Source organism: Spirosoma pollinicola, from assembly GCF_002831565.1.
Classification (GTDB): Bacteria; Bacteroidota; Bacteroidia; order Cytophagales; family Spirosomataceae; genus Spirosoma; species Spirosoma pollinicola.
In genome coordinates this window covers 2,666,389-2,683,058 of record NZ_CP025096.1, presented here as the reverse complement: position 1 = coordinate 2,683,058, position 16,670 = coordinate 2,666,389, and the positions used below count along the sequence as shown (strand labels likewise).

At 47.8% G+C, this 16,670-nt stretch carries 13 protein-coding genes; 7 read left to right on the top strand and 6 right to left on the bottom strand.

Translation table 11 applies throughout. The annotated features are described in order from the left end of the window. The first annotated feature begins 127 nt into the window (after positions 1 to 127). Both CWM47_RS11345 and CWM47_RS11340 read left to right on the top strand, forming a co-directional pair. Entirely contained in the window at positions 128 to 1,066 is a 939-nt protein-coding gene (locus CWM47_RS11345) for a DUF535 family protein (protein ID WP_100988083.1), read from the top strand. A gap of 332 nt (positions 1,067 to 1,398) precedes the next feature. Further along, positions 1,399 to 2,577 carry a Gfo/Idh/MocA family protein gene (locus tag CWM47_RS11340; protein ID WP_100988082.1) on the top strand — a complete coding sequence of 393 codons (1,179 nt, stop codon included), beginning with the start codon at positions 1,399 to 1,401 and terminating at the stop codon, positions 2,575 to 2,577. Between the two features lie 60 nt (positions 2,578 to 2,637). Here CWM47_RS11340 and CWM47_RS11335 read toward each other — a convergent pair whose 3' ends face one another. The 5 genes from CWM47_RS11335 to malQ all read right to left on the bottom strand — a co-directional run bounded on the left by CWM47_RS11335 (position 2,638) and on the right by malQ (position 10,400). Further along, positions 2,638 to 3,132 carry a heme-binding domain-containing protein gene (locus CWM47_RS11335; protein ID WP_100988081.1) on the bottom strand — a complete coding sequence of 165 codons (495 nt, stop codon included), beginning with the start codon at positions 3,130 to 3,132 and terminating at the stop codon, positions 2,638 to 2,640. A 67-nt stretch (positions 3,133 to 3,199) separates the two neighbouring features. Further along, complete coding sequence (locus CWM47_RS11330; protein WP_100988080.1) at positions 3,200 to 3,925, bottom strand: ABC transporter ATP-binding protein; 726 nt, start codon at positions 3,923 to 3,925, stop codon at positions 3,200 to 3,202. Between the two features lie 31 nt (positions 3,926 to 3,956). Then, positions 3,957 to 6,977 carry a tetratricopeptide repeat protein gene (locus CWM47_RS11325; protein WP_100988079.1) on the bottom strand — a complete coding sequence of 1,007 codons (3,021 nt, stop codon included), beginning with the start codon at positions 6,975 to 6,977 and terminating at the stop codon, positions 3,957 to 3,959. 77 nt (positions 6,978 to 7,054) lie between these two features. Beyond that, a complete protein-coding gene (locus CWM47_RS11320) occupies positions 7,055 to 8,443 on the bottom strand; it encodes an outer membrane protein assembly factor BamB family protein (protein ID WP_100988078.1) in 1,389 nt (462 codons plus the stop codon). Positions 8,444 to 8,816: 373 nt separating this feature from the next. Next, positions 8,817 to 10,400, bottom strand: a complete 1,584-nt coding sequence (malQ, locus tag CWM47_RS11315) for a 4-alpha-glucanotransferase (RefSeq protein ID WP_100988077.1) — start codon at positions 10,398 to 10,400, stop codon at positions 8,817 to 8,819. A gap of 316 nt (positions 10,401 to 10,716) precedes the next feature. Between malQ and atpD the strand changes: the two genes are divergently transcribed. The 4 genes from atpD to udk all read left to right on the top strand — a co-directional run bounded on the left by atpD (position 10,717) and on the right by udk (position 14,132). Beyond that, the gene (gene atpD, locus CWM47_RS11310) at positions 10,717 to 12,243 is read left to right on the top strand and encodes a F0F1 ATP synthase subunit beta (protein WP_100988076.1); all 1,527 of its coding nucleotides are present in this window, start codon (positions 10,717 to 10,719) and stop codon (positions 12,241 to 12,243) included. A 119-nt stretch (positions 12,244 to 12,362) separates the two neighbouring features. Then, entirely contained in the window at positions 12,363 to 13,082 is a 720-nt protein-coding gene (locus CWM47_RS11305) for a hypothetical protein (protein WP_100988075.1), read from the top strand. Positions 13,083 to 13,158: 76 nt separating this feature from the next. Continuing rightward, positions 13,159 to 13,404 carry an ATP synthase F1 subunit epsilon gene (gene atpC, locus CWM47_RS11300; protein ID WP_100988074.1) on the top strand — a complete coding sequence of 82 codons (246 nt, stop codon included), beginning with the start codon at positions 13,159 to 13,161 and terminating at the stop codon, positions 13,402 to 13,404. 110 nt (positions 13,405 to 13,514) lie between these two features. After that, positions 13,515 to 14,132 carry a uridine kinase gene (udk, locus tag CWM47_RS11295; protein ID WP_100993836.1) on the top strand — a complete coding sequence of 206 codons (618 nt, stop codon included), beginning with the start codon at positions 13,515 to 13,517 and terminating at the stop codon, positions 14,130 to 14,132. Positions 14,133 to 14,201: 69 nt separating this feature from the next. Here the strand turns inward: udk and CWM47_RS11290 are convergent, their stop codons facing one another. Next, the gene (locus CWM47_RS11290) at positions 14,202 to 15,242 is read right to left on the bottom strand and encodes a ferredoxin--NADP reductase (protein ID WP_100993835.1); all 1,041 of its coding nucleotides are present in this window, start codon (positions 15,240 to 15,242) and stop codon (positions 14,202 to 14,204) included. Positions 15,243 to 15,633: 391 nt separating this feature from the next. Here CWM47_RS11290 and nadA point away from each other — a divergent pair, with 391 nt between their 5' ends. Continuing rightward, on the top strand, positions 15,634 to 16,623 hold the full coding sequence (nadA, locus tag CWM47_RS11285; RefSeq protein WP_100988073.1) for a quinolinate synthase NadA: 990 nt from the start codon (positions 15,634 to 15,636) through the stop codon (positions 16,621 to 16,623). The last annotated feature ends 47 nt before the right edge of the window (positions 16,624 to 16,670 follow it).

The window sequence follows — 16,670 nt, the reverse complement described above, 5'->3', positions numbered from 1 at the left end:
AGTCGATAAACCTGTTTGAACTACCGCTTAGTAAAGTTGACCAAATAATAAGTCAAGTTTTCAGATTAGTGAATAACTTGCCGTTTAAAAGCAATACTCGTCCGCTTGCACCAATTGCGAATGTATAATGAAACTATTTACTGGTTCTGTATCCTTATCAAAACATACCAATTCTATTAATTTCACAACTTTATATAAGGTAATTAATCAGGTAATTCGTCGAGGGATGCTGTACACATTAAGAACAGGCTTCCGATTCAGGCAAATTATTTGGCACTTTCCGGAACATTATGAACTGACTCAATTACTAAAAATCAATCCACAAGTTGCGGCTTTAGTGCAAGAAAACCCCCGCCTATTATACAAATATCTAGGTCAGTATTTAGCCCTTAATTTGCCTACTAAAGATAAACTGGTTTTACTCACTAGTCATTACCGCTATTTCACCAAATGCGTGCATCCCCACTTTTTTAAGGATATTCTTCACAAAACCTATATCTGGCAAGATTGCCAAGGCACTGACTCATTTAGTATTAGTCTGTTATTTCCATCCGGTATAGACTGGGAGGGTGAATTAGCCGTCGTATTGGAATTTAATAAGATTCCTGTTTACTCCATTCGATTTACAATTGTTGGTGAGCAGTTGGAGAACTCGTTGTTCGGTCAAAGCCTTTTTGTAGGAGGGATCCAAGGTGTTAGAAACCCTGACCTTGTCAAACAAGCTACTAAAGCTCTATTTGATATTTCTCCGTCTGCTCTACTGATGGCAGCCTTGCAAGGGATCTCTCTAGCTTGTGATCTGAAGTGCATCTGGGGTGCGGGCAATGAGAGAAATTTAGCGAATGGGGCGACTCATTTTAACTTTGATGCATTTTGGGATGCGCTAGGAGGAGAAAAACAACCAAATCAGTTATATACTTTAGCAATTCCTTTTCCTGAGAAGCCGCTCACCTTAATCAAGGCTAACCACCGCAGCCGTACCCTACGGAAACGAGAGTATAAGCATAAAGTCACTCAACAGGTTCGAGCCCATTTTGAAGCACAACTTCAGTTGTCTAGCATATAATCATCTGCAAGAATTCGAGCGTGTCGCAGGTGGCCGCGCCAATACCAACTAGTTGTATGGCTCCCCGGTTGCAGTCAGGATTGCCAGTAAATTAGCCACGAATCCTGGCGAACAGGCCGTCGATCCATAGCCGTGAGATTTATCATGTTCCTGACCTGGCAAATTCGACAAACTGTGTGGTATAGACACAGAGTTGACTTGTATAAAGCAATATTAAAACGTGGATGACAGAGCACCAAAGCTGGTAGAAAACCCGGCTTTGGTGCTTTTTTTATAGACTCTGAAGTGCAGCACATTCCGTAGCTTCACCGAGTTTCCCTAAACGGCTACTCATGAAAAATCAAGACGCGAATTCCCGGCGCACCTTTCTACGCAATCTTGGCGCAGGTGCATCGGCCTTATCTTTACCGCTCCTGGGCTATGGCAATAATCAATTTGCCCAGAATGAATCCAGCGGCCTTTATTCATTGCTGAAAAATGCAGATAACGAAAGTTTGGGCCAGCCGGGCCGCAAACTGGGCATCGCTTTAGTTGGGCTCGGGTATTATAGCGCAAACCTGCTGGCACCGGCACTGCAAGAGACAAAAAACTGCCGACTGGCTGGCATTGTAACGGGTACGCCGTCAAAAGCCACTGAATGGATGCAGAAATACAACATCCCAAAGGCCAATGTCTACGATTACAAAAACTTCGACCGGATTGCGGATAACAAAGATATAGACGTCGTGTATGTGGTGCTCCCAAACTCAATGCACGCCGAGTATGTAATTCGGGCCGCGCAGGCGGGGAAGCACGTCATTTGTGAGAAACCAATGGCAATTTACCCGAAAGAGTGCCAGGCCATGATTGATGCCTGCAAGAAGGCAAACAAGCAACTGGCTATTGGTTATCGGCTGCATTATGAGCCATTCACTAAAGAGATTATGCGGCTTGGACAGGAAAAAGTGTTCGGTGCCGTTAAGTTTATAGAAAGCAGCGATGGCTTTCGGAGTGGCGACCCTACTCAATGGCGATTGAAAAAAAGCATGGCGGGTGGCGGCCCCCTGATGGACGTAGGTATTTATGCTGTACAGGGCACCCGGTATGTAACGGGCGAAGAACCTATTTCGGTAACCGCCCAGTTTGCTCCAAAAACAGACCCCGTAAAATTTAAGGATGTCGAAGAAACGATGTTCTGGCAGTTTGAATTTCCGGGGGGTGCCGTTTCCAACTCCACAACAAGTTACGCATCGGGTGTTGAGCGACTTTATGCGTCCTGCGAGAAAGGCTGGTTTGAACTATCGCCCGCTTTTGGCTATGGCCCGCTCAAAGGGCGTACCAGTAAAGGTCCCATTGAGATGCCCGTTGTCAACCATCAGGCTGCCCATATGGATGGCGTTTGCAAAGACCTTCTCGACGGCAAGCAACTCCCCGACCATGTTACGGGCGCAGAAGGTCTGCGGGATACGAAGCTATTACAAGCCATTTATCAAGCCGCAGAAACAGGCCGGAAGATCAATTTGAAAGCGTAAATTCTGTGTATTTTTTGATGTCGGGTCCTCAGACCCGACATCAAAAAAAAAGACACTGATCTATAAATGACCCTCGTGATGCTCCTCTCCTTTTGGATCAGCAGGAACGTCTAGTTTTGCCCGCAACTGGCTCGCCCAATCAGCAATTAGTTTGGCTTCTTCGGGTTTGAGTTTAGCATCGTGATGAATCCACAGGTATGAGCTTAGGGGCATCCAGCCTTCGGTAACAGACTCCCCTATCTCTTCCAGTTTATGATCGGCTTTTTTGGGTGAATAAGAGGCAAACTCTGAAAAGTTAAGCTCTCCTTTTGCTTCGTTAATATGGTGATTGAGCCACCAGGAAACGGGCTGAACAGTATCGTACCAGGGGTAAACTGTATTATTGGAATGGCAATCGAAGCAAGACCGCTTCAGCAGGTTGTGAACATCAGCAGGAACAGCGTATTTAGTTGTAATATCGTTAACCGACATGCCCGTCGACTGGTTTTTCTCTGGTCTGACAAACTGAATAAGGACAAAAACTCCGAGCAGGGTAAGGAGGATTTTACGGCGCATTTTTCGTCATGATTAGAGCGAAATATAATCATGAAAAATGAAAAAGTACGGTTAAATAATTACTTTCTTATTGGCCTAGCGACTGCATAAGCACCTGAGCTTTACGAATGTTTGCATTGGCCCGGTCGGTTTCAACGAGGCCATCGCGAAGCCGGACAATACGGTGCGCGTATTCGGCGATGTCCTCTTCGTGGGTAACCATGATCACGGTATTGCCTTTGCTGTGAATCTGGTCGAAGAGATCCATGATTTCGTAGGATGTCTTGGTGTCTAGGTTACCCGTTGGTTCATCGGCAAGCAGAATACTTGGATCATTGACCAGCGCCCGTGCAACGGCCACGCGTTGCCGCTGACCACCCGAAAGTTCGTTTGGCCGGTGGCCAGCCCGGTTCTCCAGGCCAACATTTTTGAGCGCCATCATCGCCTTTTCAGTACGGTCAGCTTTGTTATAACCCGCATAAATGAGTGGCAGGGCTACGTTTTCCAGGGACGTCTGGCGGGGCAGCAGGTTGAACGTCTGAAACACAAACCCAATCTCCTTATTACGAACTTCAGCCAGTTCGTTTTCGCCCATACCGCTTACGTCCTGATTATTCAGAATATACTGGCCGGAGGTTGGCGTATCCAGACAACCAACAATATTCATCAGCGTTGACTTTCCCGAGCCGGATGGTCCCATAAACGCGACATACTCGCCTTTCTGAATACTAATCGTAATCGACTTGAGGGCTTCTACAACTTCGGTGCCCATTACATAGCGCTTGGCAATATCGCGGGTTTCAATAATGTTCATAATTCGGTTGGGCTGAATAGACAAATCTACCTTATTGCAGAAATTTCTCTTTACTCTTTTCGATTGACGCTAATTTTTCCTGATAAGTCGCCATAAACGCCTGATAGTCGGCAGGCGTAGTGGCAGCCTGAAGCTTGGTCAAGCCACTTTCGGCGTAGTCGGGCAAGCTTAAGTCCAGACATAAGGCAATATACGTTTTCAGCAAATCAGCCTTGTCTTCGTTAAATGGCAAAGCTGTAAGGACGAGATCATAGGCTGATTTGGTTTGTTTTTGTTGCCGTGCAAGCTGTGCAGCTGATGTAACGATCTGGGCATTCAGAGGAGCCAGCTGCAGGGCCTGCCGATAGGCCTTTTGTGCCTGAGCCGTTCGGCGGGTACGTTCATACGTCTGCCCAAGCCAATAATCGCGTTCGGCCTGATATTGCGGTAAGATAAGCTCCTTCGCCATCGTTTCTGCCGAGCCAACACTCCGCCGAAAGGCCGATAAACGAATAGCTGCTACATTCCGCAATGAAGCAGCCACGGAGCTTACCTTTTTTGAATCGGGCAATCCAGAAAGCACCAACTGGGCATTACGCCACTGTAACTGATCGAGGTAGTCATTAATCAAGGCAACACCCGCTACTGTTTTTAGACTAGGTTCCTGAATGGTTTCCCAGTATGCACCCCGGTTAAAATCATCGGTTTTATAGGTAGCGTAAACTGCTTTTTCTAAATCCGTTTGCGGTTTGCGCTCCTGATACAACACTTGTTTCAAGGCTGCCACAGCCGGATCATTTTTGGCCGCGACTTCCCAGAACGACTGCGCCAGAGCCGGATCATTTGCTTTAGTAAACGCTATGGCCCGGTAATAAATAGACGTTGTATCGGAGTTAGCGCCAAACGTTTCGGCAGCCAGTCGGTATAAACCCTGTTCTAACAACAGTAAACCTGTGATGGAGCGATATGTAGAGCCGTTTCGCTGATCGTTTTCGGCCAGTTGACTCAGCAGGCTAAAGGCGGCTGGCTGGTTGTGTCGTTTGTATTCGGCTACAGCTCGGGCCAACAACAGATCGTCCGTAAAATCCTGATTGACAGGGTTCTCTGATAGCCGCTGTAGCGTACTCGTCAAAACGGTGTCAATCTCCTCCCCGGCGAGGGTATAATTGTACAAACTGGCAAAACGCCCAACGCTTAGTCCCTGCTTAGCAGACTCACTTTCCAGCCAGCCGGGTTTACCAGCTTTGGCGGCTTTGGCAGGGTCTATGAGTTGAAGAACCAGCGCATTAGCCTGATACGACTCATACGAAAAGTCTTTCCGTTCCGAAATCAACGTTGAATCGGCCGCTAGCACGTTTGGGTTACGCGCATAAAAAGAAAGCAAGTTCGATTCGGGAACCTCCTCCCGACCCGCCAGACCAGTTGCCGACTTTAGGTAGTAATAAGCTGAATCGGCTACGCTGGTGCGTGCATACAGAAATCCGAGGTTATTCTGTAACTCGCCACTTTTCGGAAATGCCCGAATACCCCGCTGAAGAACTTTGACGGCTTCGAAAAACAAGTTCGTTTGCAGATAAGTCTGACTTAATCCGGCATAATCCTGTGGGTTGGGTTGCTTCAAAAGGGCCTGTTGAAAAAAGAAAGCAGCCGCCGTCTGGTTATTCTGCGATAAGGCCAGAGATGCCAGCGCATAATTCGATTTATGGTTCTGAAATTCCTGTTCGAGCGCAAGTTGATAGAAGGCATTGGCCGATTGTGGTTCGTTCGTAGCTGTATACACATCGCCGAGTCCATTGTAATACCCGGCCACGCTTTGACGAAACGTGATCAGACCGCCCGATGCCAGCAGGACAACAACACCCACGACACCCACTATCCGGAACAGACTCAATTCAAGCCGTTTGGGCTTATAAAGAATCCGATAAACAGGGAGACTTTGCTGATAGATTGGCAGGAAATTGATAACGACATAGGCGACAAAGACCAGTCCCATTGCCAGATGTGTGTACACAATTATATCCTCAAAAACCTCGACTAACGGGTCATTTGCCGTAGCAAACGCATACCCAATCGTCAGCGTCGTGAGCAATGCAAGGCCCGTATACAGGTAAGCACCCGCATCGCGAAACGAGAAAGCGTCCTGCTGCTGAGTCAACCGGCGGAACCCCCAAATGCCCAGCGTCACCGAGATTATGTAGAGAATAAATGGACTTATGGCCAGTACATCCCAGTCGATGGAGCGCGTGTTTTTAAGCCAGATAAGGGCCAGATTAATCAAATACAGCGCACTGATAAACAGGAAATTATTGATACCCAGCACACGCCGTTGGCCCACTTGTGTACTTGTGCCTTCTGAGCGACCGGCCGATGTAAGCCAGACAAGTCCAGCAATAATTTCGGTGGCGATGAAGAAAACGAAGCCGATGCTGAACACGAGCAGAACCGGCATTCCATAACTCACAAGAACCAGTGCGGGGAACTTCACAGGCGAGAGTGCCCCCACCCCTATGGCGACGAGGATCATTAACGCACTAAACGCAGCAAGTCGAATCGCAACCGTATAATCGGGGCGGAAAGCATGGAAATAATAACTGACCGAGCCGAACACAAACGCCAACAGTAGAAATAGGTAATTGCTACCCAGACCCGGTATTTCGAGCATCTCCCACCGAAAAAACGCCAGACCGAGAATTAATACGGCCATACTGATTAAATAACGAATCCGACTAAACCGGGTGATGGCACTCATTAGGAGCACAAAGGCCAGACAAATACCAATCAGAAACGCAGTAGCCACGCCCGGTCGTACCTGCATGGCACCCGCCATAAATTGTTCTGAAATAGCGTAAGCTTTCCCATTGACAGCATAGTCGAGCAGACCGTCGGAGAAAGTATGAAAGGTGATCGGCAATTCGTTAAGCTCGCTCAGCACATCCCAACGAACAACATTGCCCAGACCCTGCGCCCAGGCAACAGCAAATAGAACAAGGCTGATAATGAAACCAATAGCACTAATCAGATAGGTAAGCCGATTGACACGACTCCACTCTTTCCAGAAAAATAAGGATGACATAAAAAAGAAACGCAGGTAACAGCGTGTTAGTGCCTACTGCGTTTCGGAAGAAGTATCAATACAAAGAAAGATTACGGTTACTGATGTCCGCCACTAATGCCGGCGGCAAAAGGGACTAAATCTGTTGTGGCTAAGCAAGGGCTCGACAAGAGTTTCGCATCAAGCGGCACACGCCACCGCAATACGCCACTTGTCGAATTCAGGCAATATAAACTTGTATCCTGACCACCGATGTAAATGAACCCATTATAGACTATGGGGCTTGCGCTGATGACACTACCCGTGCTGAATTTCCAGCGGAATTTTCCGGTAGCGGTATCGAGCGCATAAAACGTTTTGTCGTCACTTCCGAAATAAACCAGCCCGTTGTCAATGGCAGCACTGCCGGTTATGCGGCCACTGGTACCATATTTCCAACGTAAAACACCGGTAGCCGCATCAAGGGCATATAGATTCTGGTCCTCTCCTCCTACATAAACAACGCCATCAGCAACAACCGGGCTCGATGTAATAATACCACCCGTACTGAATTTCCATTTAATGACACCTGTTACAGCGTCAAGGGCATATAGGTTATAATCGTTAGTACCGATATAAACCAGACCGCCAACCACGGCCGGGCTGGAGGTGATCTTTCCGCCAGCACCAAATTTCCAGCGTTGAGTTCCCGTAGCGGCATCGAGTGCATACAGCGTTTGATCTTTACTGGCAAAATAAACGGTTCCGTTCACCACTGTCGGACTGGATGTAACACCACCCGCCGTACCAAATTTCCATCGCTGCACACCCGTCAACGCATTGAGGGCGTATAGATTCTGGTCTTCGCTACCTACATATACCAGTGTGCCCGATACGACCGGGCTTGACAGGACACTACTTCCGGTGCCAAATTTCCAGCGTTGAGTACCCGCTTCGGCATCGAACGCATAGATATTGCCATTTTCGCTACCGGTAAACACCAGTCCGGCCGCAACAAAGGCACTAGACGAAATTGATGTGCCTGTAGACATCCGCCATTTCGTTACACCTGTACCACCATCAATGGCAAAAAAGTTACCAGACCCACTGCCTATATAAACCAGTGAGCCTCCGTTTGTAATGGTGCTCGCTGTACTAACGGTGACGGTGTATGGCTGAACTGAACTATCCATTGCCGTTACGGTATACGAAACAGGTTTGCTAAAGTTCTGGGCAACCGCTGACGCAGGAGATATTATAGCGTTCTGCGAGAGGATAAATGTTGGAGCCAATTTGGCCAAATCTGTACCAACCGGCACCGTGGCTCTTACAGTGTGTATAACCGAATCAACAACGCCTGTTACGGTTGGGGTCAGACCGGCAAATGTAAATGATTCGATAGCTTTACCTGAACTAACTGGCTGTGTGTCAATTGAAGTTTTACAGGCAGTTACCAATAAAACAAATCCAGTCAGTTGTAACAGTGAGGTGGATAATTTTTTAAACATTAGTCATGTAAATTAATGTGAATAAGTCAGCTAAACCATCAGAGCGATTAAGGACATACGTTTAAATAGAAAGCTGTGTAGAGGTTGTGTACCATTTGAGAGATGTCAAACTTTTAGTAAGGGGTATCTGAGCAATCTATTTTTTAACAAAGCATTTATAATGCCAAAGTAACGTAATACGTAATATATTGACATTGACGGGTATTTGCAACGCTGTCATTACCCGTCAATTAATTGTATCGAATGGCCTACATACAAAAAAGAGGGGCGTTCAAACCAGGTCTGGTCTAAACGCCCCTCTTACTTATCAATGTGATACCGGCAAAGTGCCTGAAAACAATCAGCGCGTGATTTACCACACGCTATCAACCTGTTATACCCTACCAGTCATTTTTGTTAGTGCCAAAAGCTTTTGAGCCACTTCATTTGTTAACTGCCCGGATTGCAAGCGCCACTGCCAGCTTCGCCCCCCCAATCCGGGTGTATTCATTCGGTTTGTTTCGTCAAGGTTCAATACGTCTTGAACAGGTAATATGGCCAGCCGTGCCACCGATTGCATCGTCAGACGGCATACCTGATCCACCACGTTTTCTTCCGTTACCTCAATACCAAGATAGTCGTTCATTCGCTGGCGATGCAACTCATCTGACTCCCGAAACCACCCTAAGGTCGTATTATTGTCGTGGGTACCGGAATAGACTACAAAGTTCTCTGCGTGATTATGCACAGCATAGGTCGAAGTCGGCATATCATGACCAAACCCAAACTGAATCACCCGCATACCCGGTATGCCGTAATGGCGCAGATACGGCTGGATATCGGCGGCTTTAGCGCCTAAATCTTCAGCAATAATAGGCAACTGCACAAACTGCCGGTGCATGGCGTGCATAAACGCTTCGATAGGCGCTTTTACCCACTCCCCAACTTTAGCTGTTGGCTCGCTGGCCGGGATTTCCCAATAGACAGCAAAACCCAGGAAATGATCCAGACGGGTCAGACTATACAAAGACATTTGGTGACGCAACCGGCGCATCCACCAGGCAAAGCCGGTGCGCTCGTGTTCGGCCCAGTCATAAATAGGATTGCCCCAACGCTGTCCGTATTCGCTAAAATAATCGGGGGGAGCACCAGCAACAAATAGCGGCTGGAAATTGGCATCGAGTTTAAACAAGTCTGGATTTGCCCAAACGTCAGCACTGTTGAACTGAACGTAAATGGGAATATCGCCCATGAGGTGAATCTTCTTTGCATAACAGTAGGCCATAAGCCCATTCCATTGCTGTGTAAAGAAGTACTGAAGCACTTTCAGAATCTCAATTTGCTCATGCAGCAGCTCTGTTTGCTGAGCCAGCGCAACCGGTTCACGTCGGACGAGTTCAGTGGGCCAGCGCACCCATGCTGGCTCACCCGTCGACTCCTGCAAGGCAGTGAAAAGAGCATAATCGTCAAGCCAATCGGCCTGTAAGGCACAAAACCGATCATAGTCACTACGCTGAGCGGGCGTAGCATCGCGCAGAAAGGTTTCGGCTGCTTGAACTAATAAAGGTCGTTTTTTTATCCAGGCCGCATGGAGTGTCGACGGAGCTAAAACGAGTGGACCAGCCAAGACTCCCGTAGCTGTATCGCCCGATGTACCGGGTGCTTCGGTTACGGTTACATCACGAACAGGCTGTTCGTTAAAGATCGCCAATTGATCAGGACTCAATAAATTTTCTTCAGCCAGCTTTTCCAGATTGATCATTAAGATGTTACCGGCAAAAGCAGACGGACTACTGTAAGGAGAAAAACCTGCACCGGGATCAACAGGCGTTAATGGCAAAATCTGCCAGTACGTTTGCCCGGAATCCTCCAGAAAATCGGCAAAACGGTACGCTTCGGCGCCTAAATCGCCAACGCCGTGTGCCGAGGGTAATGATGTTATATGAAGCAATAAGCCACTTGAACGTTGTTGCAGCATGAAAAAGAAGTCGTCTGTCGTGAGTCTATGGTTAGTAATGCAGAGTTAACAACGGCCAAGGTGTCGGGGCCTGTGACTAGTATATCATCACAGACGACTATTGACCAGCGAGAAATTGGAGTCAACTAACTTTTGTACAAATCCGCTCCAAGCCGCTTTTGTTTACTTTTTATCGTAAAAACCTTATTGCTAAACCTATTCCGGTAAGAATCAGCAGGAAAATGACTAGAGCGTTCCTTGACCTTACGCTGTTTTTCTCCTACTTTTGCAGTCCCAAACAATGGGCAACATATAATTAAAAGAATATCCTATACAAATGAGTACGGCAACGGCAGTGAATACGGGTAAGATTACGCAAATAATCGGGCCGGTCGTGGACGTGAGTTTCGAGGGCGAAGGCTCACGAATTCCCGCCATCCTGGACGCCCTCAAAGTAATTAAAGCCAATGGACAACAGGTAATTCTGGAAGTTCAGCAACACCTAGGCGAAGACCGTGTTCGGACAATCGCTATGGACTCGACAGACGGTCTATACCGTGGCATTGAGGTTGTTGACCTGGGCCATCAGATTACAATGCCAACGGGCGAAGGCATCCGGGGGCGGCTTTTTAACGTCGTTGGCGAAGCCATTGACGGTATCCCCCAGCCTAAGACGACCGGTGTTGGTTTGCCTATTCACCGCGCTGCACCAAAATTTGAAGATCTTGCTACCTCGACCGAAGTACTGTTTACCGGTATTAAAGTTATTGACCTTCTTGAGCCTTATGCTAAGGGTGGTAAAATCGGTCTCTTCGGTGGGGCCGGTGTTGGTAAGACTGTATTGATTCAGGAATTGATCAACAACATTGCTAAAGCCTATGCGGGTCTTTCCGTATTTGCCGGTGTTGGCGAGCGTACCCGTGAGGGAAATGACCTTCTTCGTGAAATGATCGAAGCGGGCATTATCCGGTACGGCGACGCGTTTAAACACTCGATGGAAGAAGGCGGCTGGGATTTGTCCAAAGTTGATTTGGCTGAAATGACCAACAGCCAGGCTACATTCGTGTTCGGTCAGATGAACGAGCCACCGGGAGCACGTGCTCGTGTAGCCCTGTCAGGTTTGACCATTGCCGAACACTTCCGCGATGGCGACGGTGAAGGCGAAGGTCGTGATATCCTGTTCTTCGTTGATAACATTTTCCGGTTTACCCAAGCGGGTTCTGAAGTATCGGCTCTGTTGGGTCGTATGCCATCAGCTGTAGGTTACCAGCCTACGCTGGCTACCGAAATGGGTGTGATGCAGGAGCGGATTACGTCGACCAAGCGCGGTTCGATCACCTCGGTACAGGCCGTTTATGTACCTGCCGATGACTTGACTGACCCGGCTCCGGCTACAACCTTTGCTCACTTAGATGCTACGACCGTATTGAGCCGTAAAATCGCCGAGTTAGGTATCTATCCTGCCGTTGACCCACTTGATTCTACCTCGCGGATTTTGTCGGCCGAAGTACTTGGCGACGAACATTATAATACTGCTCAACGGGTAAAAGAAATTCTGCAACGCTATAAAGAATTGCAGGATATTATTGCCATTCTGGGTCTGGAAGAATTATCGGAAGAAGATAAACTTATTGTAAGCCGCGCTCGTCGGGTACAACGTTTCCTGTCACAGCCGTTCTTCGTAGCCGAACAGTTCACTGGCTTGAAAGGCGTTCTCGTACCTATCGAAGATACGATCAAAGGCTTCAACCAAATCATTGATGGTAAGTATGACCACTTGCCAGAAGCTGCCTTTAACCTGGTTGGTACGATTGAAGATGCGATCGCCAAAGGCGAACGTCTGATGAAAGAGGCCGGTCAATAACATTATCAGCCAGCGGTTTACGCTAACAGTTTACAAGCTGTTGGCGTAAGCCGTTAGCTACTAAATCGGGCTTTCCTCGCCCACGTCTATTTTATTCATAAATAAACCGTTCAGTTTTTATGAAAACGATTCGATTCAGCGTGGGAACCGCCTGTTTACTGGCCAGCTTATTAAGCACAATCAGCCTATCGGCGCAGATTACAACACCGACCGTTCCAGCCGTTCCAACAACTACGGAAGCCCCGAAAGTAATTGGCGCCATTAAAGACACGGCCGTTACGCCTGGTGTAGCCGCAACAACGGCGACGTCGCAGGCCGCTACCCAATCGACAGATTCGCCAGATACGCATCTGGACATGGCCGTAGCAGCGCTTGATAAAGGCGACAAAGCCACTACGACGCAGGAACTTCAAACAGGAATTGCCGCTCTGGAGGCTTCTGTTCAACAGAAACCGACCTCGTTCAAAGACAAAGTGTTGGCGCAGGTCGGTAAGCTAAAAGCATTACTTCCTCTCATTCCAACAGGGGCGTTAGGCAGTGGTGTTCTGAGCAAAGCCGTTGGATTGGCAAAACTCGCATCGGGTGGGAACCAGCTTGAAGGACTAATGACAGCCGGTTCGTTGATTGGTAAAGGCAGCCAGTTGACAAGTAGTTTAGGCGGTCTCAGCAGTGCCATGTCGGTACTGGGCGGTGGAGGCTCAGCCGGCAAATCGTTGATTTCGTCGGCTTTGGGTAGCGTAAGCAAGCTAGACCAGGGCGGTATGGTAGCCAAAGCCGCCGAACCCGCTGTGAAATCCCAACTTGGCAGCGTACTTAATTTTGTAAAAGGAGCTTTATAAATGAATGAATAATGTACAATGAATAATACAGACAACTCATTCATTATACATTAACCATTATTCATTGTACATTATTATGACAATAGATATTATTACTCCCGACCGCAAAGTCTTCTCAGGTGAAGCAACTGCCGTTACCTTTCCAGGTAGCGAAGGTCAGTTTCAGGTTCTGAACGATCACGCACCATTGGTTAGCACCCTGGATAAAGGACCGGTCATTGTGCAAACAGCCTCTGGAGAGCAAACTTTTCAGGTTGACGGTGGCGTAGTCGAAGTACTTCAGAATAAGGTCCTTGTGCTTGCAGAAGCAATCGTGGCCTAACCAATTTAATAGCTTATCTTAAAAGCGATTCACTTGCCGCAAGTGGACCGCTTTTTTTGTTGATACTTCATCAATTTCTGCTTTCTTCGTTATTTAGCCTTGATGCTATCATGACCAAAAAACCATTTATCGTTGGCATTACCGGCGGCAGTGCTTCGGGAAAAACATCTTTCCTGAAAGGAGTACTTAACGCGTTCAACGATGATCAAATCTGCCTGATTTCGCAGGATAATTACTATCTCAGCCGCGACGTTATTCCTGTCGACGATCAGGGAATACATAACTTCGATTTACCAGAAACCATCAATCATCATCTTTACGCGCAACATATCGGGCAATTGCGCAGTGGCGAAATGGTCACACAGAAAGAATATACGTTTAACAACCCGAATATTGTTCCAAAGATGTTAACGTTCCATCCTGCGCCTATTATCATTGTGGAAGGTATCTTCGTTTTTCACTTCCGCGAACTGGCCGACCAGATGGACTTGAAAATCTTCATCGACGCTAAAAACAGCATTAAACTCGAACGACGTGTCAAACGCGACGCCGAAGAACGCGGCTACGATATCGACGATGTGATGTACCGCTGGAAATACCATGTAAAACCTACCTATCGTCAGTTTATCAAGCCCTACCGCGCCGAAGCTGACATCGTGATTCCAAACAATAATCACTATCAGAAAGGCTTGAATGTGGTTATTGAGTTTTTGAAAACGAAGGTTTGATGTAGCGCGGACACCCTGTCCGCATAGCCATAGATTAAAGCAAATAGCTATGCGGACAGGATGTCCGCGCTACACCTCTATCACAACTCCGTCACTTTCCAGGTACCCCGTACAGGTGAGTACCCAGCCTTCGCGAAGATCACGCTCCGTTAATACATCATTGATAGTCATGTGAACGCTTCCCGACTGGCAACGGGCTACACATGTCGAGCATCGTCCACCCCGACAGCTATACGGCAACTGAATGCCCTCATCCAAAGCCGCCTGTAATATAGACTTGTAAGCAGGCACCTGAATCTCCACCTCACGCCCTCTGAATTTCAGCAATACGGTTCGATCCTGTGCCAAAGCGGGCAGTGGTGTTAAGACAACCGGCTCCACTACGAAATTCTCCCGACGAATCTGGTCGGGCCTAAAGCCGCTAAATACAACTGTAAACTGCACCATTCGCATATAATCACCCGGCCCGCAAACGTAGAACTGAACTGTCTGCCAGTCTGATGTACCGACCAATTCGGGCAACATCCGTTCGAGCATTACATTGTTCAAGCGTCCGCGTAACCCAGTCCAATTGTCGGATGGATTACTAAGCAGGTTAATAAGCCGAAACCGATCAGGAAACTGACGTTGTAATTCCTCTAGCTCTTCCCGAAAAATAATGCTCCGTTCGCGGGTGTTACTGTACAGCAACGTCACCCGTCGGTGCGGCTCCGTCCATAAAACTTGCTTGATAATGGCAAACAAAGGCGTGATTCCACTACCAGCGCCTAAGAGAACAAGGTCACCGGAGAGATTGTCGTTGAGGGTGAAACGCCCGGCCGGATGCAAACTCGTCAAGACATCCCCGACCTGTACGGTATCGAGTAGATAGCGGGAAATTTCTCCGTTTTCAATACGTTTGATGGTCAGCCGGAGCGGTTCATTTGTGGCAGAACTGAGCGAATACGACCGTCGTACCTCATGGCCGTTATGGAGCAGTATTAACGTCAGAAACTGCCCGGCACGATGCTGAACGAGTTTTCCATCGGTAGGTTCCAGGAAGTAACTTTTGGTATCTGACGTTTCTGCGTGAATACGAACAACACGAAGTTTAAGGAAATCGTCGGTCATAAAATAGCTCGGCTTTATGCCAAAACTAATCAAATACGGGTCGTTGTTTGAAAGCCCATCCGATTTACTGAAATTTACCCCGTTGCTGCTATGCGTCATTGGTTAACCGGCCGGCATTTATTATTCCGGGTTAGTCGCGTAGCGACGAGATGTTTGTAGTGTCAGGACCCCGACTCCTTACGCTCGTGCCTTTAGGTACGAAATTAAAGGATGTCTCGTACCTAAAGGCACGAATAACGGCTAAATCGACACGATTGCTACAAACATTTCGTCGCTACGCGACTGGTCATTTGTGTAAATGCATGGGCCGAATTAACGGGGCATTTTTCCAGTAGCGTGACATTTTGCCCAAATTCGTTGTTTATTATAAAATCGCTTTTAATACCCCTTAATGGAAGCACTCCTGGAAGAAGTTCAACGAGTTGGCTATGTGAACAAGCCCGTTGCCGAAGATATAGATTTAGTCGCCGAAATCAATCGGCTCAAAAAAGAGAAAAACGCTGTTATTCTGGCGCATTATTATGTAGACGGCGCCATTCAGGATATTGCCGATTATATTGGCGATAGCCTTGGACTAAGCCAGCAGGCAGCCGCTACCCCCGCCGATATGATCGTCTTTTGTGGCGTTCACTTTATGGGCGAAACGGCTAAAGTGCTATCCCCCGAGAAAAAAGTCGTTATTCCCGACCTCAACGCGGGTTGTTCCCTCGCCGACTCTGCCCCTGCCGATAAGTTCGCGGCTTTTAAGGCGCAATACCCCGATCATATTGTTCTGTCGTACATTAACTGCTCCGCCGAAATAAAGGCGCTTTCTGACATTATTGTTACGTCGTCCAATGCGCTGAAAATTGTCGAGAGCCTGCCCAAAGAGCAGAAGATCATTTTTGCTCCCGATGCCAACCTCGGCCGTTTTGTGTCGAAGAAGACCGGCCGCGACATGGTGCTTTGGGACGGCGCCTGTATCGTTCACATCGACATTTCGCTGGAGAAACTGCACAGACTTCGGACCGAATACCCCGAAGCTAAGTTCATTGCCCACCCCGAGTGTCAGGAGCATATTCTAAGCGAAGCCGATTTTGTTGGGTCAACAACCGCTTTGTTAAAATATGTAGTCGACAGCCCGGAGCAAACGTTCATTGTGGGAACGGAAGCGGGCATTCTGCATAAGATGAAGCAGGCTGTGCCGCACAAAAAGATTATTCCAGCCCCAGCCACCCAGAACAACACCTGCGCCTGCTCCGAGTGTCCATACATGAAAATGAATACGATGGAGAAGGTCTATAACGCTATGCTCTACGAACAGCCGGAAATTATTGTGCCAGAGGATGTGCGTTTGAAAGCGTATGAATCGGTGGCACGGATGCTGGAGTTGAGTAAATAACTCGCCATATAAGGCTGTGGCTAAATAAATAATAGGAACATCTATTA

Excerpts from the sequence above, each read along its gene's own strand:
- CWM47_RS11345 (WP_100988083.1), top strand. The coding sequence starts at position 128 with ATGAAACTATTTACTGGTTCTGTATCCTTATCAAAACATACCAATTCT.
- udk (WP_100993836.1), top strand. The coding sequence starts at position 13,515 with ATGACCAAAAAACCATTTATCGTTGGCATTACCGGCGGCAGTGCTTCG.
- nadA (WP_100988073.1), top strand. The coding sequence starts at position 15,634 with ATGGAAGCACTCCTGGAAGAAGTTCAACGAGTTGGCTATGTGAACAAG.
- atpC (WP_100988074.1), top strand. The coding sequence starts at position 13,159 with ATGACAATAGATATTATTACTCCCGACCGCAAAGTCTTCTCAGGTGAA.
- CWM47_RS11320 (WP_100988078.1), bottom strand. The coding sequence starts at position 8,443 with ATGTTTAAAAAATTATCCACCTCACTGTTACAACTGACTGGATTTGTT.
- CWM47_RS11330 (WP_100988080.1), bottom strand. The coding sequence starts at position 3,925 with ATGAACATTATTGAAACCCGCGATATTGCCAAGCGCTATGTAATGGGC.
- atpD (WP_100988076.1), top strand. The coding sequence starts at position 10,717 with ATGAGTACGGCAACGGCAGTGAATACGGGTAAGATTACGCAAATAATC.
- CWM47_RS11290 (WP_100993835.1), bottom strand. The coding sequence starts at position 15,242 with ATGACCGACGATTTCCTTAAACTTCGTGTTGTTCGTATTCACGCAGAA.
- CWM47_RS11305 (WP_100988075.1), top strand. The coding sequence starts at position 12,363 with ATGAAAACGATTCGATTCAGCGTGGGAACCGCCTGTTTACTGGCCAGC.
- malQ (WP_100988077.1), bottom strand. The coding sequence starts at position 10,400 with ATGCTGCAACAACGTTCAAGTGGCTTATTGCTTCATATAACATCATTA.
- CWM47_RS11340 (WP_100988082.1), top strand. The coding sequence starts at position 1,399 with ATGAAAAATCAAGACGCGAATTCCCGGCGCACCTTTCTACGCAATCTT.
- CWM47_RS11335 (WP_100988081.1), bottom strand. The coding sequence starts at position 3,132 with ATGCGCCGTAAAATCCTCCTTACCCTGCTCGGAGTTTTTGTCCTTATT.
- CWM47_RS11325 (WP_100988079.1), bottom strand. The coding sequence starts at position 6,977 with ATGTCATCCTTATTTTTCTGGAAAGAGTGGAGTCGTGTCAATCGGCTT.